The organism is Synechococcus sp. LTW-R (assembly GCF_014217875.1).
Taxonomy (GTDB): domain Bacteria; phylum Cyanobacteriota; class Cyanobacteriia; order PCC-6307; family Cyanobiaceae; genus Vulcanococcus.
Window position 1 is genome coordinate 1796565 of sequence record NZ_CP059060.1, and the last position, 25325, is coordinate 1821889.

At 63.0% G+C, this 25325-nt stretch carries 28 protein-coding genes; 18 read left to right on the forward strand and 10 right to left on the reverse strand.

What is annotated here, in order from left to right:
• Positions 1–63: 63 nt before the first annotated feature.
• Positions 64–840: a dienelactone hydrolase family protein gene (locus tag H0O22_RS10010; RefSeq protein ID WP_255439278.1), complete on the forward strand. Its 777-nt coding sequence runs from the start codon at positions 64–66 to the stop codon at positions 838–840.
• Here H0O22_RS10010 and infC read toward each other — a convergent pair.
• Together infC and miaA are read right to left on the reverse strand one after the other, a co-directional pair.
• A complete protein-coding gene (gene infC, locus H0O22_RS10015) occupies positions 837–1478 on the reverse strand; it encodes a translation initiation factor IF-3 (protein ID WP_185186520.1) in 642 nt (213 codons plus the stop codon). The two genes, H0O22_RS10010 and infC, sit on opposite strands and share 4 nt — an antisense overlap.
• 42 nt (positions 1479–1520) lie before the next feature.
• The gene (miaA, locus tag H0O22_RS10020) at positions 1521–2435 is read right to left on the reverse strand and encodes a tRNA (adenosine(37)-N6)-dimethylallyltransferase MiaA (RefSeq protein WP_185186521.1); all 915 of its coding nucleotides are present in this window, start codon (positions 2433–2435) and stop codon (positions 1521–1523) included.
• Positions 2436–2619: 184 nt separating this feature from the next.
• On the opposite strand from miaA, the gene gyrB reads away from it, so the two are divergent.
• Genes gyrB through H0O22_RS10040 form a run of 4 tightly spaced genes read left to right on the forward strand, consistent with a single transcriptional unit; the run spans position 2620 to position 5648 of the window.
• Positions 2620–4581: a DNA topoisomerase (ATP-hydrolyzing) subunit B gene (gene gyrB, locus H0O22_RS10025; RefSeq protein WP_185186522.1), complete on the forward strand. Its 1962-nt coding sequence runs from the start codon at positions 2620–2622 to the stop codon at positions 4579–4581.
• On the forward strand, positions 4581–4892 hold the full coding sequence (locus H0O22_RS10030) for an SH3 domain-containing protein (protein WP_185186523.1): 312 nt from the start codon (positions 4581–4583) through the stop codon (positions 4890–4892). The genes gyrB and H0O22_RS10030 overlap by 1 nt, the downstream gene beginning before the upstream one ends.
• A gap of 5 nt (positions 4893–4897) precedes the next feature.
• Positions 4898–5260: a fluoride efflux transporter CrcB gene (gene crcB, locus H0O22_RS10035; protein ID WP_185186524.1), complete on the forward strand. Its 363-nt coding sequence runs from the start codon at positions 4898–4900 to the stop codon at positions 5258–5260.
• Positions 5253–5648, forward strand: a complete 396-nt coding sequence (locus H0O22_RS10040; RefSeq protein ID WP_185186525.1) for a CrcB family protein — start codon at positions 5253–5255, stop codon at positions 5646–5648. The genes crcB and H0O22_RS10040 overlap by 8 nt, the downstream gene beginning before the upstream one ends.
• Here H0O22_RS10040 and H0O22_RS10045 read toward each other — a convergent pair.
• Entirely contained in the window at positions 5645–6112 is a 468-nt protein-coding gene (locus H0O22_RS10045) for a glutathione peroxidase (RefSeq protein WP_185186526.1), read from the reverse strand. The two genes, H0O22_RS10040 and H0O22_RS10045, sit on opposite strands and share 4 nt — an antisense overlap.
• Before the next feature lie 72 nt (positions 6113–6184).
• Between H0O22_RS10045 and mgtE the strand changes: the two genes are divergently transcribed.
• The 5 genes from mgtE (at position 6185) to H0O22_RS10070 (ending at position 12612) form a co-directional block, all read left to right on the forward strand.
• Complete coding sequence (gene mgtE, locus H0O22_RS10050; RefSeq protein ID WP_185186527.1) at positions 6185–7570, forward strand: magnesium transporter; 1386 nt, start codon at positions 6185–6187, stop codon at positions 7568–7570.
• Between the two features lie 83 nt (positions 7571–7653).
• On the forward strand, positions 7654–8664 hold the full coding sequence (locus H0O22_RS10055; protein ID WP_304623030.1) for an RpoD/SigA family RNA polymerase sigma factor: 1011 nt from the start codon (positions 7654–7656) through the stop codon (positions 8662–8664).
• A 34-nt stretch (positions 8665–8698) separates the two neighbouring features.
• Positions 8699–10468: an ABC transporter ATP-binding protein gene (locus H0O22_RS10060; RefSeq protein WP_221625483.1), complete on the forward strand. Its 1770-nt coding sequence runs from the start codon at positions 8699–8701 to the stop codon at positions 10466–10468.
• 14 nt (positions 10469–10482) lie between these two features.
• Complete coding sequence (gene mutY, locus H0O22_RS10065) at positions 10483–11619, forward strand: A/G-specific adenine glycosylase (protein WP_185186529.1); 1137 nt, start codon at positions 10483–10485, stop codon at positions 11617–11619.
• A gap of 3 nt (positions 11620–11622) precedes the next feature.
• Entirely contained in the window at positions 11623–12612 is a 990-nt protein-coding gene (locus H0O22_RS10070; RefSeq protein WP_185186530.1) for a carbohydrate kinase, read from the forward strand.
• Here H0O22_RS10070 and tsaE read toward each other — a convergent pair.
• Positions 12609–13061 (reverse strand): tRNA (adenosine(37)-N6)-threonylcarbamoyltransferase complex ATPase subunit type 1 TsaE, encoded by a 453-nt coding sequence (gene tsaE, locus H0O22_RS10075; RefSeq protein WP_185186531.1) that lies wholly within the window; start codon positions 13059–13061, stop codon positions 12609–12611. The two genes, H0O22_RS10070 and tsaE, sit on opposite strands and share 4 nt — an antisense overlap.
• A 124-nt stretch (positions 13062–13185) precedes the next feature.
• On the opposite strand from tsaE, the gene ahcY reads away from it, so the two are divergent.
• The gene (ahcY, locus tag H0O22_RS10080) at positions 13186–14613 is read left to right on the forward strand and encodes an adenosylhomocysteinase (RefSeq protein ID WP_185186532.1); all 1428 of its coding nucleotides are present in this window, start codon (positions 13186–13188) and stop codon (positions 14611–14613) included.
• A gap of 89 nt (positions 14614–14702) precedes the next feature.
• Here the strand turns inward: ahcY and H0O22_RS10085 are convergent, their stop codons facing one another.
• Positions 14703–15092: a single-stranded DNA-binding protein gene (locus H0O22_RS10085; protein ID WP_185186533.1), complete on the reverse strand. Its 390-nt coding sequence runs from the start codon at positions 15090–15092 to the stop codon at positions 14703–14705.
• A 182-nt stretch (positions 15093–15274) separates the two neighbouring features.
• Here H0O22_RS10085 and H0O22_RS10090 point away from each other — a divergent pair, with 182 nt between their 5' ends.
• From H0O22_RS10090 to H0O22_RS10120, 7 genes are all read left to right on the forward strand, one after another.
• The gene (locus H0O22_RS10090; RefSeq protein WP_185186534.1) at positions 15275–16321 is read left to right on the forward strand and encodes a rod shape-determining protein; all 1047 of its coding nucleotides are present in this window, start codon (positions 15275–15277) and stop codon (positions 16319–16321) included.
• A gap of 5 nt (positions 16322–16326) precedes the next feature.
• Complete coding sequence (gene mreC / locus H0O22_RS10095) at positions 16327–17064, forward strand: rod shape-determining protein MreC (protein ID WP_185186535.1); 738 nt, start codon at positions 16327–16329, stop codon at positions 17062–17064.
• A 2-nt stretch (positions 17065–17066) separates the two neighbouring features.
• A complete protein-coding gene (mreD, locus tag H0O22_RS10100) occupies positions 17067–17564 on the forward strand; it encodes a rod shape-determining protein MreD (RefSeq protein ID WP_185186536.1) in 498 nt (165 codons plus the stop codon).
• On the forward strand, positions 17561–18883 hold the full coding sequence (locus H0O22_RS10105; protein ID WP_185186537.1) for a sugar ABC transporter substrate-binding protein: 1323 nt from the start codon (positions 17561–17563) through the stop codon (positions 18881–18883). Before mreD ends, H0O22_RS10105 begins: the two co-directional genes overlap by 4 nt.
• Before the next feature lie 114 nt (positions 18884–18997).
• Positions 18998–19804, forward strand: coding sequence for a response regulator transcription factor RpaB (gene rpaB, locus H0O22_RS10110; protein ID WP_370521442.1), 807 nt, complete (start codon positions 18998–19000; stop codon positions 19802–19804).
• Positions 19805–19841: 37 nt separating this feature from the next.
• Entirely contained in the window at positions 19842–21341 is a 1500-nt protein-coding gene (gene lysS, locus H0O22_RS10115) for a lysine--tRNA ligase (RefSeq protein ID WP_185186538.1), read from the forward strand.
• Between the two features lie 45 nt (positions 21342–21386).
• Positions 21387–21650: a hypothetical protein gene (locus H0O22_RS10120; protein ID WP_010314125.1), complete on the forward strand. Its 264-nt coding sequence runs from the start codon at positions 21387–21389 to the stop codon at positions 21648–21650.
• Positions 21651–21679: 29 nt separating this feature from the next.
• Here H0O22_RS10120 and H0O22_RS10125 read toward each other — a convergent pair whose 3' ends face one another.
• Genes H0O22_RS10125 through egtB form a run of 5 tightly spaced genes read right to left on the reverse strand, consistent with a single transcriptional unit; the run spans position 21680 to position 25280 of the window.
• Positions 21680–22480 (reverse strand): YdcF family protein, encoded by an 801-nt coding sequence (locus H0O22_RS10125; protein WP_185186539.1) that lies wholly within the window; start codon positions 22478–22480, stop codon positions 21680–21682.
• Entirely contained in the window at positions 22480–22881 is a 402-nt protein-coding gene (locus tag H0O22_RS10130) for a hypothetical protein (protein ID WP_185186540.1), read from the reverse strand. The genes H0O22_RS10125 and H0O22_RS10130 overlap by 1 nt, the downstream gene beginning before the upstream one ends.
• Entirely contained in the window at positions 22878–23105 is a 228-nt protein-coding gene (locus H0O22_RS10135; RefSeq protein WP_185186541.1) for a hercynine metabolism small protein, read from the reverse strand. Before H0O22_RS10135 ends, H0O22_RS10130 begins: the two co-directional genes overlap by 4 nt.
• Positions 23106–23124: 19 nt before the next feature.
• Entirely contained in the window at positions 23125–24102 is a 978-nt protein-coding gene (egtD, locus tag H0O22_RS10140; RefSeq protein WP_185186542.1) for an L-histidine N(alpha)-methyltransferase, read from the reverse strand.
• Positions 24099–25280: an ergothioneine biosynthesis protein EgtB gene (gene egtB, locus H0O22_RS10145; RefSeq protein ID WP_185186543.1), complete on the reverse strand. Its 1182-nt coding sequence runs from the start codon at positions 25278–25280 to the stop codon at positions 24099–24101. The genes egtD and egtB overlap by 4 nt, the downstream gene beginning before the upstream one ends.
• Positions 25281–25325: the final 45 nt, after the last annotated feature.

Genomic DNA, 25325 nt, shown 5'->3' on the forward strand with positions numbered 1-25325 from the left:
CTGTTCGGGCCACCTTACGGATCTTTGTTCCCGGTGACAATTGCGTTGTTGGCATAAAACGGTGTGCCGGTTCCCAACTCCTCCAACGCGATGACCATCCAGGCCGACTGGGTTCAGCTCTCCGTTCCCTCTGAAGCCGGTGTGACAGCGACCACCATGCCGGCCTGGTGGGTGCAGCCAGAGCGGCCTCGCGGGGCTGTTCTGGTTCTGCCTGAGGTGTTTGGAGTGAACAGCTGGGTGCGCAGCGTGGCGGAACGGTTGGCTCAGGAGGGTTACGCAGCCTTAGCGCTGAGCACCTTCTCGCGCACGGCTCCTGATTTGGAGGTGGGCTACGACGAAGCCGGCTTGGCCACGGGCCGGAAGCATCGGGATCAGGTGACGGCTCCGCAGCTCTTCGCGGATGTTCAAGTTGCCGTCGATTGGCTCCAGCAGGCCCATCCGTCCCTGCGGTTGGGGTGCGTGGGCTTCTGCTTTGGCGGCCACCTGGCGATGCTGGCGGCGACGAACCCAGCGATTGAGGCCACGTGCGATTTCTATGGCGCCCGGGTGTCCTGCTTCAAGCCCGGGTCAGCTGACTCAGCGACCCTGTCGGTTGTTCCACAGATCCCAGGTCGACTCTGGTGTTTCTGCGGCGACCAAGATCCGTTGATGCCCGCTGAAGAAGTGCAAGCGATTGATCGAGCCCTGCACACAGCGGATTCCAGCTGGGCGCGCCATCGCCTGGTTGTGGCGACTGGAGCCGGTCACGGATACATGTGTGAGGCCAGGACAGACTTCCACCCTGAGGCTGCGGCCTCGGGATGGAGCCTGATGCTGGAGCTCTTCGCTGAGGCGCTTTAGCCCTCGGCCTTCGCGGCGGCTTGGCGAGGCGTCTCGATCGTGCGCACCGCTTTGCTGGCTGCGGCTTCGGCCTCTTTCTCCTTGGCCAGCGGGGTTTTACGGGGGCTCAGGAACATGATCATGTTCCGGCCCTCGCGCTTGGGATCCTGCTGAATTTCAGCTTTCTCCTCGAGGTCCTTCGCCATGCGGCGAAGAAGCTGCTCAGCCAAGGCGGTGTGCTGGATTTCGCGGCCGCGGAAGATCACGGTGCACTTGACCTTGTCGCCGGCTTTCAGGAAGCGAGAGGCCTGACCGAGCCGCACGTCGTAGTCGTGCTGGTCGATCTTGTAGCGCATCTTGACCTCTTTGACTTCGGTCTGGTGCGACTTTTTCTTGGCTTCCTTGGCCTTCTTTTCCTGTTCGAACTTGAACTTGCCGTAGTCCATGATCCGGCAGACCGGTGGGTCAGCCTTTTCACTCACGAGCACCAGGTCCAGCTCGCGGTCCTTGGCGACGTCGAGTGCCTCTTCCCTTGAGATCACTCCCAGCTGACTGCCGTCGGCATCGACCACCCGGAGCTGGGGGTAATTGATGCGGTCGTTGATGTTGGGGAGCTCCCGGACAGGAGCACGGCGGTCAAAACGAGGACGGGGTGGCATTCAGATGGGCGAGAGGACGGAAAAACAGTTGCTGTTCACCGTTCACCCTAGGACGTGCTCGATCGCCGACAAGGCCCGTTCCAGTGGATCGCCGTCTTGGCCCGGTGCATCCAGCCAAAGGGGTTGATGCTGGCGGCGAAACCACGTTCGCTGGCGCTTGGCGAATTGCTGGGTGCGTTTGGTGGTCTGCGCGATGGCCTGCTGCTCGTTCAACTGACCCCGCAGCAGGGCGGCTGCTTCTGCGTAGCCGATGGTGTCCAGCAGTGGGCAGTCCGCTCCGTAGCGCTGTTGGAGCGTTTGCGTTTCAGCCACCAAGCCATCGCTGTACAGCGCATGGCTGCGTTGGGCAATGCGTTGTTTGAGGTTGCTCGGGTTGAGCCCCAGCTCAAGGACACGCCAGGGCGGTGGATTGGAGCCCTGTTGCTGGCTGAGGGGACGACCCGTGGCATAGAGCACCTCCAGGGCGCGCTGGGTTCGCACGGCGTCGTTGGCCATGATCCGCTCAGCGGCGCTTGGATCCGCTTGGCGCAGCAGGGCGTAGCACTGGTTCTGGCCCAGGGCCTCGAGCTCCCCCCGTAGTTGTGGTTGCGGCGGCACCGCCGGTGGCGTCATCCCCTGGGTGATGGCCTTGATGTAGAGACCGCTGCCGCCCACGAGAAAGGCCACCCCGCGCCTCTGGTGTTCCGCGGCGATAGCTCGGTCGGCTTCCTGGCGGAACTCCTGCAAATTGATGGGTTGATCGGGAGCCCGCAGGTCCAGCAGCTCATGGCGAACGGCGGCCCGTTGCTCGGCCGTCGGTTTGGCCGTGCCGATCGTCATGTCCTTGTAAAGCTGCCTGGAATCGACGGACAGCACAGCGAGGTCAAGGGCCTTGGCGATCTCAATGCCAAGTGCGGTTTTGCCGCTGGCCGTTGGCCCCAGCAAGGCGATGACGAGGGGCTGACTGGATGGACTCATCACCGCACTTTGCCGGGTGACCTGCAAACCGAGGGGTGCCCCCCTTGCCGAAATTGCCCCTCAGCGGCCCCTACAAGCGCCTCTATTGCATCGGTGGTAGATTGACCCCTAAAGGCTGGTCTCTGCTCGGCTTTTTGCCCTTGTTGAGCCTCCTGCGGGAGAGATTCAGCCCCTGCCGGATTCCATGAGCGAAGCCACGAAAGTTCAGGCTGCCTACGGCGCCGAGCAGATCCAGGTCTTGGAGGGCTTGGAGCCGGTCCGTAAGCGCCCTGGGATGTACATCGGCTCCACCGGGCCGAGGGGCTTGCACCACCTGGTCTATGAGGTGGTCGATAACTCTGTTGACGAAGCCCTCGCTGGGCATTGCAACGAGATCCGGGTTGCGATTGAAGAGGACGGCAGCTGTTCCGTCAGCGACAACGGCCGCGGCATCCCGACGGATGTCCACCCCAAAACCGGCAAAAGCGCCCTGGAGACTGTTCTGACGGTTCTCCACGCCGGCGGCAAGTTCGGAGCCGGCGGCTACAAGGTCTCGGGTGGTCTCCACGGGGTTGGTGTCTCCGTGGTCAACGCCCTGTCCGAGTGGGTTGAGGTTCTTGTTTACCGCCAGGGCAAAGAGCACCGTCAGCGCTTTGAACGGGGTGCTCCGATTGGCAGCTTGGGCATTGAGCCGGGAGCCGATCCCAGCCGCACTGGAACCACGGTGCGCTTCAAGCCGGATCTAGAGATCTTCACCGGCGGGATTGACTTTGACTACAACACGCTCTCGGCTCGTTTAAGGGAGCTTGCTTACCTCAATGGTGGGGTCAAAATCGTTTTCCGCGACGAGCGCCCCGCGGCACGCGATGCCGAGGGTGAAGCTCATGAGGAGATTTATCACTACGAAGGCGGCATTAAGGAATACGTCGCCTACATGAATGCGGAGAAGGATGCTCTACATCCCGATATCATTTATGTGAACTCCGAGAAAGATGGGGTTCAGATTGAAGCCGCACTGCAGTGGTGCGTTGATGCCTACTCCGACAACATCTTTGGTTTCGCGAACAACATCCGTACGGTGGATGGTGGTACCCACATTGAGGGCCTGAAGACTGTTCTGACCCGGACCCTCAATAACTTCGCCAAAAAGCGCGGCAAGCGCAAAGAGTCTGACTCCAACCTCGCGGGTGAAAACATCCGTGAGGGCCTCACGGCGGTTCTCTCGGTCAAGGTTCCCGAGCCTGAATTTGAGGGTCAGACCAAGACGAAGCTCGGGAACACCGAGGTGCGCGGCATCGTTGATTCGCTCGTCGGTGAAGCCCTCGGCGAATACCTCGAGTTCAATCCGTCCGTGATTGACCTGATCCTTGAGAAAGCGATTCAGGCCTTCAATGCCGCAGAGGCGGCCCGCCGGGCCCGTGAATTGGTGCGTCGCAAGAGCGTCCTCGAAAGCTCAACGCTGCCGGGCAAGCTGGCCGACTGCTCCTCCCGGGACCCCGGTGAATCCGAGATTTACATCGTGGAGGGTGATTCCGCAGGTGGCTCAGCCAAGCAAGGGCGAGATCGTCGTTTTCAGGCCATCCTTCCTCTGCGGGGCAAGATTCTCAATATTGAAAAGACTGACGACGCCAAGATCTACAAGAACACCGAGATTCAGGCGCTGATTACAGCCCTTGGTTTGGGGATCAAAGGCGAAGAGTTTGACGAGAAAAACCTGCGCTACCACCGCATCGTCATCATGACCGACGCAGACGTGGACGGAGCCCACATTCGGACGTTGCTGCTCACCTTCTTCTATCGCTATCAAAAGGCTCTTCTTGAGGGCGGCTACATCTACATCGCCTGCCCTCCCCTCTACAAAGTGGAGCGCGGTAAAAACCACACCTATTGCTACAACGAAAACGACCTCACGACCACCGTTAAAGGGTTCGGAGAGAAGGCGAACTACACGATCCAGCGCTTTAAGGGCTTGGGCGAGATGATGCCCGCCCAGTTGTGGGAAACCACGATGGATCCAACGACGCGAATGATGAAGCGCGTGGAGATTGAAGACGCTGCGGAGGCCGATCGCATTTTCACGATCCTGATGGGCGACAAGGTGGCTCCCCGCCGCGAGTTCATCGAGACCCACAGCGCGGAACTGGATCTGGCTCAGCTCGATATCTGATGCCGGCCCAGCCGTACGCCAGCTTGCGCTGGGGCGCTCTCTTGGCCTTCGCGTTATTTGCACCCATTGGCCTTCCGGCGGGTGGTGCGGAGCGTCGTCAGGCGGAGGTTCGCCGGCGTTGCTCCAGCGAGCCCCTGCTGAGTACTTCCAGAGGCTGTCTGCAAGCAGCTCCGGAGCGCCAGGCTCCCGTGCTTGCCCAGGTGCCTGTGGATTCTTCGATTGAGGTTCTGCGCAGCTGGAGTAACCAGCGCGGTGAGCGCTGGCTCCAGGTGAAAGTGGCCTCCCGCCGGGGCTGGATGGTGGCTGCTTAACGCCGATGCGTGATGCCCTTCTGCTAGCGATTGGCGCTGTGCCAGGGGCTTGGTTGCGTTTTCGGGTGGTGAATCACCTGGAGCCGATGCTGCCTCGCAAGCACTGGGGCACCTTCATGGTGAATGTCATCGCCTGTTTTGCCCTGGGCTTGGTCGCGGCCCTGGCCAATCACTGCGGGCCTGACCAGCGGTTGGGTTTGCTGCTTGGCACCGGCTTCTTGGGGAGCCTCAGCACGTTTTCGACCTTCAGCGTTGAATTGCTGCAGACCTTGCGGTCTGGCCTCTTCCGTGAGACAGCGCTGTTGGCCGTTGGCTCTGTCTTAGTGGGAGTTGTTGCCGTACTAGCGGGGATGGCCACCGTTGGCTGATCGGAACCTGCGTTTTGCCCTGAAGGAGCTCGGCTTGGTCGCCTGCGGGGCGGTGCCTGGTGCCTGGTTGCGCTGGCAGAGCGGGATCCATCTCGGTCCGCTGCTGGGCGGGGCTGCGATCTCCAACCTGTTGGTGAACGTGATCGGGTCCCTGATCCTGGGATTACTGGCCGGACCGATTCCGCGTCGGCCAAGCCTCCTCTTGCTATTGGGGATTGGTTTTTGCGGCTGTCTGACCACCTTCAGCAGCTGGATGCTGGACGTCGTCAAGCTCATCAACGCTGGCCAGCCCGTGTTGGGTCTGCTGATGATTGTTGTCAGCCTGATCTTGGGAGTGGCGAGCGCGGCGGCTGGTTATCAGCTCAGCCGCCACGTCTTTGACGCCTAGGCCAGAGCTGCCTCGATGGCGCCCTTGAGCTCAGCGGAGTCGGGCTCCACATTGCTCTTGAAGCGCTTGAGCACAGTGCCGTCCTTGCCGATGAGGAACTTCTCGAAGTTCCAGGCCACAGCACCGGCCGGCTCGGCCTGGGTCAGGGTGCTGAAGGGGGCATCGCCGATGGCGACCTTGGCGTAGACGGGGAAGGTCACGCCGTAGGTGGTTGAGCAGAACTGCTTGATCTCCTCGAGGCTGCTGGGCTCCTGGGCGCCGAAGTCATTGCATGGGAAGGCGATCACGCTGAAACCCTGGCTGCCGTAGGCCTCTTGCAGGGCTTGCAGGCCGGCGTACTGGCGGGTGAAACCGCAACGGCTGGCCACGTTCACGGCCAGCACCACCTGACCGTTCAGGTCGCCGAGGCGTTGCTGCTCGCCACTGCCGTTGGTCACCACAACATCGTTGACGCTGATGGCCATGGAATTGGTATGGGGGAAGCGGGACCCTAGCGGCCCTTCCCCATAAAATCGGCCTGGTGCAGCTGAGGGGCCATGAGCGAGGCGTCCGCTGCGGCGACGAATCCTGAGGTGTTTGTCCAGGAGCTGCGCGGGCTGCTGGAGGCCGGCAACTACGACGCGGTGAAGCTGCTGCTGCAGCCCGTCCAAGAAGTGGATATCGCTGAAGCGATTGGCGGGTTGCCGCGCACGCTGCAGGCTTTGGCGTTCCGGCTGCTGCCGAAAGACGAAGCGATCGCGGTTTACGAGTACCTCGAGCCCACCGTTCAGCAGACCCTGCTGGAGCGCCTGCGCTCAAGCGAAGTGCTCGAGCTCGTGGAGGAGATGTCCCCCGACGACCGGGTTGACCTCTTTGATGAGCTGCCCGCCAAGGTTGTCCGTCGTCTCCTCGCGGAACTCAGCCCGGCGGAACGCCGGGTGACGGCTCAGCTGCTCGGCTACGAACCCGAGACGGCGGGCCGGTTGATGACGACCGAGTTCATCGATCTCAAGGAGTTCCACAGCGTGGCCCAGGCGCTGACGATCGTGCGGCGCCGCGCCCGGGACACCGAGACGATCTATGCGCTTTATGTGACGGACGCCTCACGCCATCTGACGGGGATCCTGTCGCTGCGGGACCTGGTGGTGGCCGATCCGGAGCAGCGGGTGGGGGACGTGATGACCAGAGAGGTGGTCAGCGTTGGCACGGACACCGACCAGGAAGAGGTGGCCCGGGTGATCCAGCGCTACGACTTTTTGGCGGTCCCCGTTGTGGATCGCGAGGAGCGCCTTGTGGGGATCGTCACCGTCGATGACGTGATCGACGTGATCCAGCAGGAGGCCACCCGCGATCTTTACGCCGCCGGTGCGGTGCAGGCCGGCGACGAGGACGACTACTTCCAGAGCAATCTCTTCAGCGTGGCCCGGCGCCGGGTGGTGTGGCTGTTGGTCCTCTTGATCGCCAACAGCGGCACGGCGGCGGTCATTGCCTCGATGGACGGCGTGCTGAAACAGGTGGTGGTCCTGGCGGCGTTCATTCCCCTGTTGATTGGCACGGGGGGCAACGTCGGCGCTCAAAGCTCCACGGTGGTGATTCGCGGTTTAAGCACCCAGCGCATCCAGGGCCTCGGTCCAGCCCTGGCCATTGGCCGGGAAGCAATCGCTGGGGCCCTGCTGGGACTGTTGATGGTCCTGGTGGTGGTGCCCTGGACGGCCTACGTCAGTGGAGGCAACTGGTTGGTGGCTTCGGCGGCGGGGATCAGCCTGGTGGCGATCACGACCTTGGCGGCCACGGCTGGAGCCGCTCTGCCGCTGCTCTTCAACAGCCTGGGCTTGGATCCGGCTCTCATGTCGGCCCCCTTCATTGCCACCGCAACGGATGTGGCGGGGGTCTTCATCTACCTGCAGACCGCGAGCTGGCTGTTGACTCGCGCCTCGGGCTAAGTGATTTGGCTTCCTGAGAGTCTCTTTACACTTCTTTAGGGTAGGCTTTACACCAGTTCACGTTTCGAGCCGTGGTCGTTGCAATCGCTTCGAGCCGACCCGCTGCCGCTGACCGCGAGACCGCGCTGGCCGGCGGAACGGATTTGGTGCGCTCGTACCTGCGGGACATCGGCCGGGTGCCGCTGCTGACCCACGAGCAGGAGATCACCCTTGGCCGTCAGGTTCAAGAGCTTGTGGCGCTTGAGGTGCTGGAGCAGGAACTGGCGAGCCGTGAGGGCGTCGAGAAGCCTTCGCCTGCGGTGCTGGCTAAGGAAGCGGGTCTGACCCAGGTTCAACTCAAGAAGCGGCTGCGCAGTGGCCAGCGGGCGAAGGAGCGGATGGTGGCCGCCAACTTGAGGTTGGTGGTGAGCGTGGCCAAGAAGTACACCAAGCGGAATATGGAGCTCCTGGACCTGATCCAGGAGGGAACCATCGGCCTGGTGCGGGGCGTGGAGAAGTTCGACCCGACCCGGGGCTACAAGTTCAGTACCTATGCGTATTGGTGGATCCGCCAGGGGATCACACGGGCCATTGCAGAGAAGAGCCGCACGATCCGCCTACCGATCCACATCACGGAGACCCTGAACAAGCTCAAGAAAGGCCAGCGGGAACTGAGCCAAGAGCTTGGCCGGACCCCAACCGTGACGGAGCTGGCTGAGTTTGTTGACCTGCCGGAGGAGGAGGTGAAGGACCTGCTCTGCCGCGCGCGTCAGCCCGTGAGCCTGGAGACCAAGGTGGGCGACGGGGATGACACGGAGCTGCTGGACCTACTGGCGGCCGATGGCACCCAGCCGTCTGAGCTGGTGGATGGGGAGTGCTTGCGGATGGATATGCGGGGACTGCTGGACCAACTGCCGGACCTGCAGGGACGTGTCCTGAAGATGCGCTACGCGATTCCCTGCCGCGATGTGCCCGATCCGGACGAGCCGATGAGCCTGACTGGTATTGGTCGGGTCCTGGGTATTAGCCGTGATCGCGTTCGCAACCTTGAGCGTGATGGTTTGGCGGGTTTGCGTCGCTTGAGCCAGAACGTTCAGGCCTACGTGGCTGTTTAAGACTTACCGTCAGCCAGCGCATTCAGGTCCGGGTTTGAGTTCGACCAAGGAGCTTCTTCTCGGCATCGCTGGCCACCTCACAGCTAGACGGAAGCGACAGCTCATTGTTCTGAGCCTGGTCACTCTGGCTTCCGCTGTTGCCGAGCTTGTCTCTTTGGGATCGGCGCTGCCCTTTTTGGCTGTGTTGACCGAGCCAGAGCAGCTTTGGAAGGCTCCTTGGATTCAGCAGTGGGCCCCGAAGCTTGGCTGGAGTTCTCCTTCTGAACTCCTTGGGCCTGCAGCTGGGGTGTTTGCTTTTGCTGCAGTTACAGCTGCCTTGGTCCGTTTGGCCAATCTTTGGTTGAGTGGGCAACTTGCTGCTGCCATTGGCTCAGATCTCAGTTGTGAAGCCTATCGAAAGACGCTTTATCAGCCCTATTCCGTCCATGTAAGGCGCAATAGCAGTGCCGTCATCAATTCAGTGACCGGTCAGATTGGTACAACGGTTTCGGCAATTAATCTTGTTCTTCAGACCAGCACTTCAACGCTGGTTGCGATCTCTTTATTGTTAGGCTTGTTTTGCATTGACTGGGCAGTTGCGTTGAGTGCGGCTGGCTTGTTTGGAGGTTCATACGTCTTGATCGGCTTCTTTAGTCGTCGAGCCCTTCTTGCCAATGGTCGAATCATTAATGATTCGAGGAAAGATGTAGTTAAGTCTCTTCAAGAGGGGATTGGTGCGATACGTGATGTGATCTTAGATGGAACTCAAAACCTCTACTTGGATATTTACAGAAGATCAGACCGTCCTCAGCGTCAGTTTCAAGCGAGAAACCAGTTTCTTTCTTTGTTTCCTCGGTTTTCCCTCGAGGCATTGGGTTTGATTGCGATTTCAGTTTTGGCAACGGCTCTGGCTGCGCAGAAAGGCGGAGGTGCAGCTGCGATGCCTGTGCTTGGCGCTTTTGCTTTGGGAGCTCAGAGGCTTTTGCCTGCAATGCAGCAAACCTACTCGGGTTGGTCGAACCTCAAGGGCTTTTCGGCAGACCTCGGGGGAGTTTTGGAGATGCTGCAGCAACCACTTCCGGACGTTTTAGAGGTCAATAAGAAACTAGTTTTGAAGTCGGAGGTTCGTTTTTGTGAGGTTTGCTTCTCTTACGGACAAGGACATGCAGGCGTCTTGAATGACCTCAGCTTGAAAATTGAGCGTGGTCAACGCGTTGGATTTATTGGTTCGACTGGCAGTGGTAAGAGCACTACTGTTGATGTCTTGATGGGTTTGCTGTCCCCAACGAAAGGTCAAATCCTTGTCGATGAACTTAATCTGCATGACCACGCTTACCCCGAACGACTTTTGGCGTGGCGTTCAGCGATAGCTCATGTTCCTCAAAGTATCTATCTGGCGGACAGCTCCATTGCTGGAAATATTGCTTTTGGGGTTCCGACAGATCAAATCGACTTCGATCGCGTCCGATTGGCTGCGCAGCAAGCGCAGATTGCATCGTTTATTGAAGCGAGCCCTGATGGCTACGACAGTTTTGTTGGTGAGCGGGGGATTCGTCTCAGCGGTGGTCAGCGTCAGCGTCTTGGGATCGCTCGGGCCCTCTACAAACAGGCTCAAGTCTTGATCTTGGACGAGGCCACCAGCGCCTTGGATAACGACACCGAGCAGGCGGTGATGGATGCGATCAATCAACTTGACCGCAATCTCACGGTCGTGATGATTGCCCACCGGCTGAGCACCGTCGCGAAGTGTGATCGCGTCATCCGTTTGGACCACGGGCGTGTCGTCGCTGATGGACCGCCATCTGAGGTCTTGGCTCAGGCTTGAGGGTTCCAGCCTCTTTGAGTACAGAACAGGCATCTGTCCTGCGGCACAAGCTTTTGCGCTGGTGGCAGGTCCATGGCCGCCATGGAATTCCTTGGAAGCGCGCCGCTCAGGGTGTCTTGCCCAAGGGCGGTGAGGAGCTGAATCCCTACCCCACATGGGTTGCGGAGGTCATGCTTCAGCAAACCCAGCTCCAAGTTGTCTTGCCCTATTGGCAGCGTTGGATGGTGCGGTTCCCAACGCTGCAATCTTTGGCCGGCGCGGATGAACAGGAGGTCCTTTTGCTTTGGCAGGGCCTTGGGTACTACTCACGTGCTCGCCGGCTGCATCAAGGGGCGCAGCAGTTGGTTGAGCGTGAAGACTCCGTTTGGCCCCGTGACCTTGAGGGTTGGTTGGCGTTGCCGGGAATTGGCCCCAGCACCGCCGGCAGCATTCTCTCTTCGGCGTTTGATCTGCCGTTTCCGATCCTGGACGGCAACGTCAAAAGGGTGCTCTCCCGCTTGATCGCCAGTCCACAGCCGCCGGTCCGCAACAGCAAAGCGCTCTGGCAGTTGAGTGCTGAACTCCTGGATCCCGAGCAGCCCCGCTCCTTCAACCAAGCCCTGATGGATCTGGGGGCCACGGTTTGCACCCCCAAGACCCCCAGCTGCCAGCACTGCCCTTGGAGCGACCAGTGCGCTGCCTACGCTTCCGGCGATCCAGCCGCCTATCCCGTGAAGGAAGCCCCGCGAGAACTGCCCTTTCAGGTCATCGGCGTTGGCGTGGTGCTCAACGACGCCGGCGAGGTGTTGATTGATCAGCGCCTGAATGAGGGTCTGCTCGGCGGGCTCTGGGAATTCCCTGGGGGGAAGCAGGAATCCGGAGAGGCCATTGAGGCCACCATCTGCCGCGAGTTGCAGGAGGAGCTGGCGATTGAGGTGGAAGTGGGCGAGGAGTTGATCAGCCTGGATCACGCCTACAGCCACAAGCGACTGCGGTTTGTTGTCCACCTCTGCCAGTGGCGCGCCGGTGAGCCGCAGCCCTTGGCTTCACAGCAGGTGCGCTGGGTGAAGCCCCAGCAGCTCAGCGACTATCCCTTCCCAGCCGCCAATGCGCGGATCATTGCCGCATTGCTGGCGCGTCTCCACCCTGAGGAGGGAACCGACGCGGCCTGATCGATGAACCCAGCCCCCAAGGTGATTTGTCTGGGCGAGGCCCTGGTGGATCGATTGGGGCCTCTGGGGGGAGATCCGGTCACGGCATCACTGGATCAGTGCGATGACCGATTGGGCGGCGCCCCGGCCAATGTCGCCTGTGCCCTGGCACGTCTAGGAACGCCTTCGGCGTTCGTGGGCCGCTTGGGACAGGACGCGATTGGGGAGTCCTTTGAGCGGTTAATGGCTGACCGGGGCGTGGAGCTTGCCGGGTTGCAACGGGATGCCACGCGACCCAGTCGCGTGGTGCTCGTACGCCGCCACGCAGACGGTGAAAGGGTTTTCCAGGGATTTGCCGGCGATCAGGGCCAGGGGTTTGCCGATCAGGCTCTGGATTGCTCCGAGCTGCGAGCCGTCTGGCTCGCCTTGGCGGCTCAAGCCCAGTGGTTGCTGGTGGGCACGATTCCGCTGGCCACAGCGGCATCAGCGGAGAGCCTCCGCTGGGCCGTGGATCAGGCCAAGGGCGCAGGTGTGCGGATTGCCTTGGATGTGAATTGGCGACCCACCTTCTGGGATGAACACCGCGATCCCGCTGCGGGTCCGGACTCGGCAGCCTTGAGCGCCATGCAACCCCTAGTGGCTGCGGCATCGCTGTTGAAGCTGGCCAAGGAAGAGGCCCTCTGGCTCTTTGGCAGTGCCGACCCCAGCACGATTTCGGCTGGTCTTCCGCAGGCCCCCGATGTGGTGGTCACCGATGGCGGCAACCCCGTGCGGTGGCATTTGGCCGGTGAGTCCGGGGTGCTTGAAGCCTTGGCACCGCCCCAGGTGGTGGACACAACGGGAGCGGGCGATGCCTTTAGTTCCGGTCTGCTGCACCAGCTCGTGCAGGGTTCGGTGTCCCCAGAGACGATGCTGCGTTTTGCCGCGGCCTGCGGGGCTTTGGTCTGTGGGGGCGCTGGGGCGATTGACCCCCAACCCGATGCGGCTGCGGTGCAGCGATTTCTGCAGCGCTAGTGCTCTAGCCGGGCCAGCCTTCCAGCATCCGGATCGTCAGGATCCAGCAGGTCTAAGTGCAGGATCCAGGCCTCCTCGGGCCGAAAGCTCAGGCGTCCGGGCCACTCCACGGCCATCAGGGCACTAAGGGCTTGGGCTTCCTCCTCTTCTTGGCAGAAGAGCTCATCGGCTGAGGCGCTGTGTTCCAGGCGGTAGAGGTCCAGATGGACAAGGGCCCCTGCCTGTCCTTGGTAGTGCTGCGCCAGAGCAAAGGTGGGGCTGGTGATTGGCTCATCAATGCCAAGACCTTGTGCAATCCCTTGCACTAGCGAGGTTTTGCCGGCCCCGAGATCCCCCTCCAACAGCAGGATCGGCTTGGGCTGTGGAAACGCCAGCCAGTCCAAGGCCAGCTGTCGGCCCAGATCTTGGGTGGCCGCCGTATCCCCTAGCTGCACGCTCTGTTGTTGCATACCGATAGATTGGATCTAAGCGAGCCCGAAGCCTCGGCGTCTCTGCAGATATTCCAACCCTCTTGCCTTCCCCGCCGGGATCTCCCTCGGATGGCGAGACGCATTCACCTCAAGACAACAAACCATGGTGGCTTCCCCCACGGCGCCTGCTCTGCAGAGCACCAGTACCTATGTGATCGCTGATCTGGGTCTGGCTGATTTCGGCCGTAAGGAGATCGAAATCGCCGAGACCGAGATGCCCGGTCTGGTGGCCCTGCGCAGCAAGTACGGCGCCGAGCAGCCCCTCAAGGGCGCCCGCATCGCGGGTTCCCTGCATATGACGATTCAGACCGCCGTTCTGATCGAAACCCTGGTGGCTCTCGGCGCTGAAGTGCGCTGGGCCAGCTGCAACATCTTCTCCACCCAGGACCACGCCGCTGCAGCGATCGCTGCTGCTGGCATCCCTGTGTTCGCTTACAAGGGCGAGACCCTCGACGAGTACTGGGCCTTCACCCACCGCATCCTCGAGTGGGGCGACGGCGGCACCCCCAACATGATTCTCGATGACGGCGGCGATGCCACCGGCCTCGTGATCCTGGGCACCAAGGCTGAAAGCGATCCCTCCGTTCTGGACAACCCCAGCAACGAAGAGGAGACCGCGCTCTTCAACAGCATCCGCCAGAAGCTGGCGGCCCAGCCTGGCTTCTATTCCCGAATCAAGGCCCAGATCCAGGGCGTGACGGAAGAGACCACCACCGGTGTGGCCCGTCTCTATCAACTGCAGAAGAGCGGTGAGCTGCCCTTCCCCGCCATCAACGTCAACGACTCGGTCACCAAGAGCAAGTTCGACAACCTCTATGGCTGCCGCGAGTCCCTGGTGGACAGCATCAAGCGCGCTACCGACGTGATGGTGGCCGGCAAGGTCGCCCTGGTGCTTGGCTACGGCGATGTGGGCAAGGGTTCCGCCCAGTCCCTGCGTGGTCTTGGCGCCACCGTGATGATCGCTGAGATCGATCCGATCTGCGCCCTGCAGGCCGCCATGGAGGGCTATCGCGTCGTCCGTCTCGAGGACGTGGTTGCTGACGTGGACATCTTTGTCACCGCCACCGGCAACTTCCAGGTGATCCGCCATGAGCACCTGATCCAGATGAAGGATCAGGCGATCGTCTGCAACATCGGCCACTTCGACAACGAAATCGATGTTGCCTCGCTGAAGCAGTACACCTGGGAGAACATCAAGCCCCAGGTCGATCACATCACCCTGCCCAGCGGCAACAAGATCCTGCTCCTGGCCGAGGGCCGTCTCGTGAACCTGGGTTGCGCCACCGGCCACCCCAGCTTCGTGATGAGCAACTCCTTCACCAACCAGGTGCTGGCTCAGATCGAGCTCTTCACTAAGGGTGACCAGTACGCCAAAGAGGTCTACGTGCTGCCCAAGCACCTCGACGAAATGGTGGCTCGCCTGCACCTCGAGAAGATCGGCGCCAAGCTCACCGAGCTCTCCCCCGAGCAGGCGGCCTACATCAACGTGCCTGTGGAAGGTCCCTACAAGCTCGAGCACTACCGCTACTGAGCCCAGAGACAACAAAGCCCCTCATCAAGAGGGGCTTCCCATCACGAGGCCCGGTCTGACATGGACCGGGCTTTTTTGTGCTTCTGATCTCAGAACGGCACTTCTTCTTCGCTCGGGGCGCCGCCACCGAAGCCGCCGCCGCCATAGCCGTTGGACTCGGCGTCACGCTTGGAGCCCAGCAGCTCGAGGCGATCGACGCGGACCACGGGCTTGCTGCGCTCTTCACCGCTGTTGCGGTCCGTCCAGCGGTCGAGCTTGAAGCTGCCGACGATCCCGAGCAGGGACCCTTTGCGGACGTAATCGGCGGCCACCTGGGCTTGCTTGCCCCAGATCTCAAGGTTGAACCAGTCCGGCTCGTCGTTGTTGCTGCGGCGGTTCACCGCGATGGTCAGGTTGGCCACCATGCTGCCGGATTCGAAGTAGCGCACTTCGGGGTCACGGCCAGCTCGGCCAACCAGGGTGACGGAATTGACGCCCATGGCGTTCTCCTGCGTTTGCGTTGGATCAATGATGCAGTCCCCGGGCGGGGAGCTTCGAGGTGAGAGTTCCACCCTTTGCCCCGGATGCGTCACCGCTGCCGCAAAACCCAGGTCGCTGCTTGGGTCTTGCAGGATGTCAGATCGCAGGATCTACCTATGCTTTGACGGAATGGGGGGCGTCTGTGTTCTTCAAACGTTTCCAGCTCTCCCGCGACATCGGCATTGATCTCGGGACGGCGAACACCCTGATGTACGTCAGCGGCAAGGGGATCGTCCTGCAGGAACCCTCCGTGGTGGCGATCGACCTGGAGCGGGGTGTACCCCTCGCGGTGGGTGATGAGGCCAAGCTGATGCTGGGCCGCACCCCTGGAAACATCCGCGCGGTGCGCCCGCTGCGCGATGGCGTTATCGCTGATTTCGACGCCGCCGAGCAGATGATCAAGACCTTCATTCAGAAAGGGAATGAGGGCCGCGGCATCGTGGCGCCCCGCTTGGTCATCGGCATCCCCAGTGGTGTCACCGGTGTCGAGCGCCGCGCGGTGCGCGAAGCCGGCTTGGCGGGGGCCCGCAATGTTCATTTGATTGAGGAGCCCGTCGCGGCCGCGATTGGAGCGGGTCTACCGGTCACCGAGCCGGTGGGCACGATGATTGTCGACATCGGCGGCGGCACCACCGAGGTGGCCGTGCTGTCCCTGGGCGGAACAGTGCTCAGTGAGTCGGTGCGGGTTGCCGGCGATGAGCTCAGCGATTCGATCAGCACCTATCTCAAAAAGGTGCACAACCTGGTGGTTGGTGAGCGGACCGCTGAGGAGATCAAGATCCGGATTGGCTCCGCGTTCCCCGACGACGCCCACGACGAGTCGACGATGGATGTCCGGGGTTTGCACCTGCTCTCGGGCTTGCCCCGCACGATTCCCGTGCGCGCCGGCGACATCCGCGAGGCGATGGCGGAACCCCTCAACGTGATCGTAGAGGCGGTTAAACGGACCCTGGAGCGCACGCCTCCGGAGTTGGCGGCCGACATCGTCGATCGGGGCATCGTGCTGGCGGGCGGCGGTGCTTTGGTCCGCCGCATCACCGACCTGATCAGCCACGAGACCGGGATCTTGGTGCACATCGCCGACGACCCCTTGCTCTGTGTGGTCAACGGTTGCGGCCGCGTGATCGAGGACTACCAGCGCCTTGAGCGGGTGCTCGACACCCCTGACTTCAGCAGGCTGAGCGCGTGAAACCGATGGCTGGCCGCATTCTTCGTGTCCCCCTGCTGCAGAAGCTGCTGCAGGCCTGGCCCTGGTGGCTCCTGCTCGCGGTGTTGGCGGGGGTACGCCTGACCAAGGGGGCCGGCGTCCTCGATGCCTACGCTCTCCTCACCCGTCCGTTTTGGCCGGGCCCAGCCCAGTCGGAATGGCTGCGCTCCGCCCAGCAGTTGGACCAGCAAACCCGGCTGCAACAGCTCGAGAGCGACAACGCCCGTCTGCGCGGTTTGATTGCTCTGGATCAAGCCAGGGGTGCGCGCGTCTCGGCTCCGGTGATCTCTCGTCAGGCCTCCGGTTGGTGGCAGCAGTTGGAGTTGGGTCAGGGCAGCCTGCAGGGGTTGCGTGCTGGCTCGGCTGTACTGGCTCCAGGCGGGCTGATTGGTCGCGTAGCCAGCGTCACCCCAACCACCGCCCGTGTCGCCCTGTTGACCAACAGCACCAGTCGCCTGGGGGTCTGGGTCCCGCGGGTGAAGCGCCATGGATTGTTGATTGGCGGCGATACGCCGCGGCCGCGGCTGCAGTTCCTCGATAAAGACACGGGGGTGCGTCCTGGGGATGTGGTCACCACGTCACCGGCCAGCACCTTGTTGCCTCCCAACCTCACCATCGGCGTTGTGCAGAGCGTCGATGAAGAGTTGGTCCCGGCCCCGGATGCCGTCGTTCAGCTGAGTGCCCCGATCGACGCCGTCGATTGGGTGCAGTTGGTGTCCCGTTAGCGATGGCTGGTTTGCATCGCCATGGCCTCAGCGTGGGCTCTGCCTTGGTTGTCCCGGCGTTGACCTTGCTGTCCCCGGGCTGGTTGAGCCTGAATGGCGTCTCCCCCAGTTGGGCCGTGCTTTGGCTGTTGCCCTGGGCCTTGGCGGATGGTCCCTTGTCCGGGGCGTTTGCGGGTTTGGCCTTGGGGCTGCTGCTCGATGGCTTGCACGTCGGACATGTCACCCAGCTGCCGGCTCTGGTGCTGTTGGGCTGGTGGTGGGGCCGTTTGGGCCGGCGGGGCAGTCCGATTGAGCGCAGCTTCAATTTGGGACTGCTGGCGGCCCTGGGCAGCCTGCTCTTGGGGGGCAGCTTTCTGTTGCAGTGGCAGTTCCTCGGCGTTTTGCCGGAGGGTGGCTTGCAGCTGCTGGCGGCTCAGGCTTTGATCACGGCCTTGCTGGCTCCCCTGATTTGTTCGCTGTTGCTGCTGCGTTGGCGAAAACTGCTCTCCGCCCGGGGATGAGGAGACCACAGCGTCTGGCGGGCGCCTTGCTGGCGGCCATGGCCATGGCCGGCGTGCTTTCGGCCTGTGCCCCGGCGCGTCGCCAGGCCACCGACCGCCAATCGATCCAGTTTTGGACCTTGGATTTGGCCCCCAAATTCAATGGCTACCTCAACGACGTCATTGCCCGCTGGGAGCACCAGAACCCCGGCTATGACGTGGTTTGGACCGATGTTCCCTGGGGCTCGGTCGAGCGGAAATTGCTGGCGGCGGTGTTCGCGCGGACAGCCCCCGATGTGGTGAACCTGAATCCGCTCTTCGCCGCCAATTTGGCCAGCAAAGGTGGCCTCCAGCCCCTGGAGCCGTTGTTGCCCGAGGGCTCTTCAACGACCTATCTGCCGCGGATCTGGCAAGCCGGCCAAAGTGCCGCGCCCGACGGGCAGCCGCAGCAGTTCGCCATTCCTTGGTATCTGACGGCCCGCATCACCCTGGCCAACACGCAGATCCTGAGTGAGGCCGGCTACAGCGAGCCTCCGCGCACCTGGGCCGAGGTGCCCGCCTACGCCGAAGCCGTGAAACGCCGGACGGGTCGCTACGCACTCTTTGTCACGGTCGTTCCCGAGGACTCCGCGGAACTGCTGGAGTCGCTGGTGCAGATGGGGGTGACGCTCCTGGACGGGCGTCAGCGGGCTGCGTTCAACACGCCGGCGGGGCGACAGGCGTTTGCCTTCTGGAGCGATCTCTATCGCCGCGGCTTGCTGCCCCGCGAGGTGGTCAGCCAGGGCTACCGGCGGGCGATTGAGCTCTACCAAAGCGGCGAACTGGCCCAGGTAGGCAGCGGCGCGGAATTCCTGCGCAGCATCCAAACCAATGCGCCCCAGGTGGCCGCGGCCACTCGTCCCTATCCGCCCCTTACCGGGGCCAATGGTGCCGCCAATGTGGCGGTGATGACCCTGGCCATTCCCCGCCAAAGCAAGGTGGCGGAGCCGGCGACTCGCTTCGCCCTGTTCCTGACGGATGCCAGCAATCAGGCTCGCTTTGCGGAGCAGGCGCGGGTCCTTCCCTCCTCCATCGGTGCGCTGCAGAACGTCAAGGCGGTCTTGGAGGCGGAGCAACCGGCGACGCAACCGGAGCAGTTGGTGCGGCAGGCCCGCCTGCTCTCGGCTCAAACCTTGTCCTCAGCCCGGGTGTTGGTGCCGGCTAGCCCTGGCGTGAAACGGCTTCAGGCCATCGTCTACACCCAGCTCCAGCGGGCGATGTTGGGCCAGGCCAGCAGCGATGCGGCCTTGGCGGAGGCTGAGCGTCAGTGGAACGCCTACGCGGCGGGTCGCTGGCCCTAGTCCGGCCTTGAGAAATCCTTAAGACTGAGGCCGCTTAGCTCAGGTCGCCTGCAAATGGCTATCGCCAGAAGGGGTCTGAGAGTTAACGTTGCGCTTCTTCACGCTGTGTAGTGCATGCCGCTCGACGAGCAGCAACGACAGAGTGATGCCTCATCTGTCGAGGCTTCGTCAGAGCAGCGCGCCACCGTGATGGTGGTGGATGACGAGCCGGCCGTGCGTCGCGTACTGGTCATGCGTCTCCAGCTGGCCGGTTACAAGGTGGTCTGCGCCGAGGACGGCGAAGAGGCGCTGACCCTGTTCCACAAAGAGCAGCCCGACCTGGTGGTGCTCGATGTGATGCTCCCGAAGCTCGATGGCTTCGCGGTTTGCCGGCGCCTGCGGGCCGAGTCCTGCGTGCCGATCATTTTTCTTTCGGCCCTGGATGCCATTGCCGAGCGGGTGGCGGGCTTGGATCTGGGGGCTGACGACTATTTGCCCAAGCCCTTCAGCCCCAAAGAGCTGGAGGCACGGATCGCCACGATCCTGCGCCGTGTGGGCCGCGGTTCGGCCACCAACGAGCCCCGTGACGTCCCCGCCGGTCAGGGGGTGCTTCGGGTTGGCGATCTGGTGGTGGACACCAACCGCCGTCAGGTCACCCGCGATGGTGAGCGCATTGGTCTGACCTACACCGAGTTCAGCCTGCTCGAGCTGCTGTTCCGGGAGCCCGGACGGGTGGTTCCCCGGGCCGAGATTCTCGAACAGCTCTGGGGTTATCCGCCACGCCGCGCCGCTGACCTGCGGGTTGTGGACGTCTATGTGGCCCGTCTGCGGGGCAAGCTCGAGCCCGATCCTCGCAATCCCGAGTTGATCCTCACCGTGCGCGGTACGGGTTACGCCTCCCAGCGCATGGGCGAGAACGCCCCGATGGCCGCCGCCAGCTGATCCTGCAGGATGGCCGAACGCTGATTGATTCGGTCCTTTGTCTGAGCTGCGCGAGACCCGCCTCGAGAAAGGCAAGGCCCTAGCGGAGTTGGGCCAGGGTCCCTACGCCCTGCGCTTTGAGCCCAGTCACCGCACCGCTGAGCTGCAGCAGGCCCATGCGGACTTGCCCAATGGTGAAGAACGGGACGTGGCCGTTGCCGTGGCCGGCAGGGTGATGACCCGCCGCGTGATGGGCAAGCTCGCCTTTTTCACCCTGGCCGATGAGACCGGTCCGATCCAGCTCTTCATCGAGAAGGCGACCCTCGGAGACGACTTTGGTCACCTCACATCCTTGGTGGATGCCGGCGACCTGATTGGGGTCAGCGGCAGCTTGCGCCGCACCGATCGCGGTGAGCTGTCCGTGAAGGTCCAGAGCTGGCAGATGCTCAGCAAGAGCTTGCAGCCCCTGCCGGACAAGTGGCATGGCTTGGCCGATGTGGAGAAGCGCTATCGCCAGCGCTACCTCGACCTGATCGTGTCGCCGGACACCCGCGAAACCTTCCGTCGCCGGGCCGTGGCGGTCAGTTCGATCCGCCGCTGGCTGGATGAGCGTGGTTTCCTTGAGATTGAAACTCCGGTGCTGCAAAGCGTGCCGGGTGGCGCCGACGCGCGTCCCTTCGAGACCCATCACAACGCTCTGGACCTGCCGCTGACCCTGCGGATCGCCACCGAATTGCACCTCAAACGCCTGGTGGTGGGCGGCTTTGAGCGGGTCTATGAGCTGGGCCGGATCTTCCGCAACGAAGGCATCAGCACCCGGCACAACCCTGAGTTCACCTCGATCGAGGTGTATCAGGCCTATGCCGACTACAACGACATGATGGATCTCACGGAGCAACTGATTGCTCACGTGTGCCAGCAGGTCTGCGGGACGACCCGCATCAACTACCAGGGCACGGAGATCGACCTGACGCCCCCTTGGCGCCGGGCAACCATGCACGAGCTGGTGCTCGATGCGACCGGCTTGGACTTCAGCGCCTTCAGCAGCCGGGCTGAGGCGGCCGCGGCGATGCAGGCCCAGGGCTTGGCCGTTCCGGAACTGGCGGACTCGGTGGGACGTCTGTTGGTGGAAGCCTTCGATCAGAAGGTGGAGAGCACCCTGATCCAACCCACCTTTGTGATCGATTACCCGGTTGAGAACTCACCGTTGGCGCGGGCCCACCGCAGCAAGCCTGGTCTGGTGGAGCGCTTTGAGTTGTTCATCGTCGGCCGCGAAACGGCCAATGCCTTCAGCGAATTGATTGATCCTGTCGATCAGCGCCAGCGGCTCGAAGCGCAGATGGCTCGCAAAGCCGCCGGTGATGACGAGGCCCAGGAGGTGGACGAGGACTTCATCAATGCCCTCGAGGTGGGCATGCCCCCGACGGGCGGTTTGGGCATCGGCATTGACCGTCTTGTGATGTTGCTGACCGACAGCCCGTCCATCCGCGACGTGATCGCCTTCCCCTTGCTGCGTCCTGAGGCGCGATCGGGCGCAGTGCCGCCTGCAATGGGATAATCGAACCTAGTAGGCAATCTCCCCCATTCGGGGGCTCGAGATTCGATGAGTGGCGAACGCGTCGGCTTCCGCTTTAAGCACGCAGATGCTGTGGTGAAGCGCAATCCCCAGGGCCGCTCCCGCCGGGGTTGGGTGATGGAGCCGGTGGAGCAAACCACCAGCCGTGGCACCAAGATGCCCGCTTATCGGATTCGCTGGCGCGATAGCGAGCGCCCCGAGATCGTGCTGCAGCACATGCTGATCGCCGATCCCGATCCCACCCCTCCGCCCGAGGGCGTGAGCCTGGTTCCCCCCGAACCCAAGAAGTGATTTGTAAGGGCCCCGCTTAGGGGCCTTTTTCATGCCCAGCCCTTAAGGCGATAGAGCGCTAGCCCCAGGTGTTCCTTGAGGGCCACGCTGCTCAGGTACAGCGCTCCTGCATCGGGCAGGAGGTCTTGAATGAAGGAGCTCGCCGTGGGGCGTCCCAATCGTTGTCGCTCCGGCAATAGGAAATCGCAGGCGACTGGAATCACCGTGAGGCCGCTGCGCTTCTCAAATGTGGCGAGCGAGCGCGGCAGGTGAAATGCGCTTGTGACCAGCAGCACCGTTCTCCAGCCCCGCGCTTGGGCGAGTTGGCCGATGTCGCGGGCTTCTTCGGCGGTGGTTTTCGAGAGGGGGTTGGGCAGGATCCGCTGGCTTGGTACTCCGAGTTCCTCGGCCAGGACCTTGGCGGAGAAGGCTTCGGCGGGGGCGGGATCCGCCGCGGTGAAGCTGATCTGGGCACCGCTGGTCACCAGGGTGCCCGCCTTCTTCTGGCGCATCAGCCGCACCCCTGTCAGTAGGCGATCTCCCCCTTCGCTCACTTCAACCCCCCGCCTCGGTGGCAAGGCCGGCTTGAGGCCGCCGCCGAGCACGACGATGGCGTCGGCGTTGGGGATCGCCTGTGGCGTGAGCGCCGCCGCCCGCTCCTCCAGGCCCCAGATCAACTGTCGGCTGGTGACTGGCATGGCAAACAGCCAGACCATGGCGATGCCTGAGGCCCCTAGGGCGCGGCTGAGTTTGGCTCTGCGGTCACTGGTGAGTCCGGCGAGTTGCAGCAGCAACCCCAGGCCTAGGGGATAGACCAGCAACGGCAGCAGTTTGGAGAGCAGAAAGCCCATCAGAGCCCCTGCCGCCGGCGCAGCTCTTCAAGGGCCTGCTCCGTTTCAAAGCGGGCCCAGGCCGAATCCAGGTCTTCGCTGCGTGGGGCTGGCTGGTGCAGGTCTTGGCCGATGGCTTCCAGCTGTTGCCAGAGCTCACGACCCTGTTGCATCAGCTGCTCCAGGTGCTGCTGGGCCCGTTGGGCCAGGTCCTGGGCACCGGCGGCCTGGGCCTTTTGCGTCCGTTCTTGCCACTGCTTGATCTCCGCAGCCAGCTCGAGAAGCTGGCGCCGCAGCTGGGCGGCCTCATTCAGCTGCTCTTGCCGGAGCCGCTCGCTCTGTTCGGGATGGGACTTGAGGAAGGCCTCGAGCTGTTGCTCGAGTTTTTGCTCCAGCTCATCCCACCAGGACCAGGAACTCATGCCGAGGGGGGTCGGGTGATCAGGGGCGCTTCGATCTCCTCCTGCAGGGGAGTGATCGCCGCCTCCCGCGAGCGCAGCAACAACTGGGTGAGCCGGGCGATGGCGCCCTCCCCGAGGTTCTGCGTGGTCAGCTGTTCGAAGGCTTCGCCGTAGAGCTCCTCGAGCCGCTCAATCAGGCCTTCCCGCAGTTCCCGGGAGGCTCGCCGCTGATCTTCCCTCGCCATCGCACGTCCTTGAGGGCGTTCAGTCTGCCTGCTTCAGCAGGTGCAGCGATAGGTCATTGCGGGGATCACTCCAACGGGCCTCGCTGGTCCAGCCCGCCCGCGCGGCCAGGTTCAGAAAGGCCTCGGGGCTGTACTTGTGGCTCGTTTCGGTGATTAAGGACTCTCCTTCAGCGAAGTGCCAGCTGCGGCCACAGGCCTGCACGGTTTGATCCCGCTGGCTGATTAGGGCCATTTCGATGTGGCTGGCTGCGGCGACCCAGCGGGCTTGGTAGCGGAACTGATCGAGGTCGAAATCACAGCCGAGGTCGCGGTTCAACCGCTCCAGCAGGTTCAGGGCGAAGCGGGCGGAGATACCGGCTGCATCGTCGTAGGCCGCCTCGAGCCGCTCCGTTGCCTTGGGCTGGTCGATCCCGATCAGCAGTGTTCCATCAGGACCAAGCAGACGCCGAAATTGCCGCAGCAGGGTCTCGGCGGCTGTGGTGGTGAAGTTCCCCAGGGAGCTGCCGGGGAAGAAACCCAGGCGCCGCTGCTGCAGCAAGGGGTGGCTGGGGAGCTGCTCCAGTTGGCTGTAGTCGCAGCAGATACCCACCATCGGCACGTCTGGATGGTCCTTTTGGAGCCGCGCGCAGGCCTGGGCGAGATGGTCCGCGCTGATGTCGAGGGCGACGTAGGCCGGCCGCTGCAGCGCCTCGAGCAGCGGTCCAACCTTGCGGGCGCTGCCGGCGCCGAATTCCACCAGGGTGCCGTCCCCAAGGGCCGCGGCCATGGCCTGGGCCTGGTCCTCAAGCAGCGCGGTTTCGGTCTTGGTCAGGCTGTATTCGGGCTGCTGGCAAATCAGGTCGAAGAGGCGCGAGCCCTCGGCGTCATAGAGAAACCAGGCGGGCAATTGTTTGGGGGTTTGGCTGAGGCCCTCAATCACCAGCTGGCGCATGTCTGCGGCGGCGGGATGCAGATCGAGCAGTTCGGGGGTGCCGCTGCGATGCAGGGTGCTGGTCATGGCTGGCCCCCCATAGCCAGTCGAATCCCGCTGGCCATCCAACGGCTGTGGGGCGGGTAGAAGTTGCGGTAGGTGAGGCGTTCGTGGCCGGCTGGGGTCAAGAAGCAGCTGCCCCGCAGCACGAACTGCGAGCTCATGAATTTGCCGTTGTATTCACCAATGGCCCCTGCGGCGGGCGTAAAACCCGGATAGGGCCGGTAGGGGCTGCCGGTCCATTGCCACAGGCAGCCAAACACCTTCTCGAGCTGCCCGCTGCCGGCCGCCAGTTCCCATTCGCCTTCTTCGGGGAGGCGGGCCCCAGCCCAGCGGGCGTAGGCATCGGCTTCAAACCAACTGATGTGTCTGACGGGAGCGTCGGGATGGCGTGCCCTCCGGCCCGCGAGGCTGAACTCCCAGTCACCGCGCCAGTAGCGCGGCGCCTGCCAGCCCCGTTCTTGCACCAGGGCCCAGCCCTCACTCATCCAGAGGTCGGCGCGCTGGTAGCCCCCATCGGCGATGAAGGCGGCGTACTCGCCATTGGTCACCAGCCCATGGCTGATCGCGAAGGGGTCCAACCAGATCCGGTGCCGGGGCGCCTCGTTGTCGAAGTGGAAGACCTCCGAGTCAGGCTCCAAGCCGATCTCCACGAGGCCCCCCTCGAAGCGGTGCCAGCCCTGGGGACTCGGACTGCTCCAGCTGGCGTCGTAGGGCGCGTCGTGGAGTGGGTTGGCGGCTGGTTCGAGCGGATTGCGGCTGAAGCCGTCCAGGAGATCCATCAACAGCAGCTCTTGGTGCTGCTGCTCGTGCTGCAGTCCGAGTTCCACCAGGGCTGCGGGAAGGTGATCCAGTTCGGCCATCAGGGCCTCACTGACCCGCTGGCGCCAGGCCAGCACCTCGGTGATCGAGGGTCTGCTCAAGAGGCCCCGCTCCGGCCTGGGGTGCCGTTCGCCGACGGCCTCGTAATAGCTGTTGAAGAGGTAGCACCAGCGGCTGTCGGCGCAGGCGTAGCCCTCCCTCTGGCTCAGCAGGAACTCCTCGAAAAACCAGGTGGTGTGGGCCAGATGCCATTTCGCGGGACTGGCGTCCGGCATCCCCTGGAGGCAGAGGTCCTCGGCTTCCAGGCCTTCGATCAGGGCCTCCGTGGCACGGCGGATCTCCTGCAGCCGCGGCAAGACGGCGGCAGCTGAGGTCGACACCATCCCAACGGCTCCTGCTGAGCGGACCCTAGAAGCCCAACCCTGTTG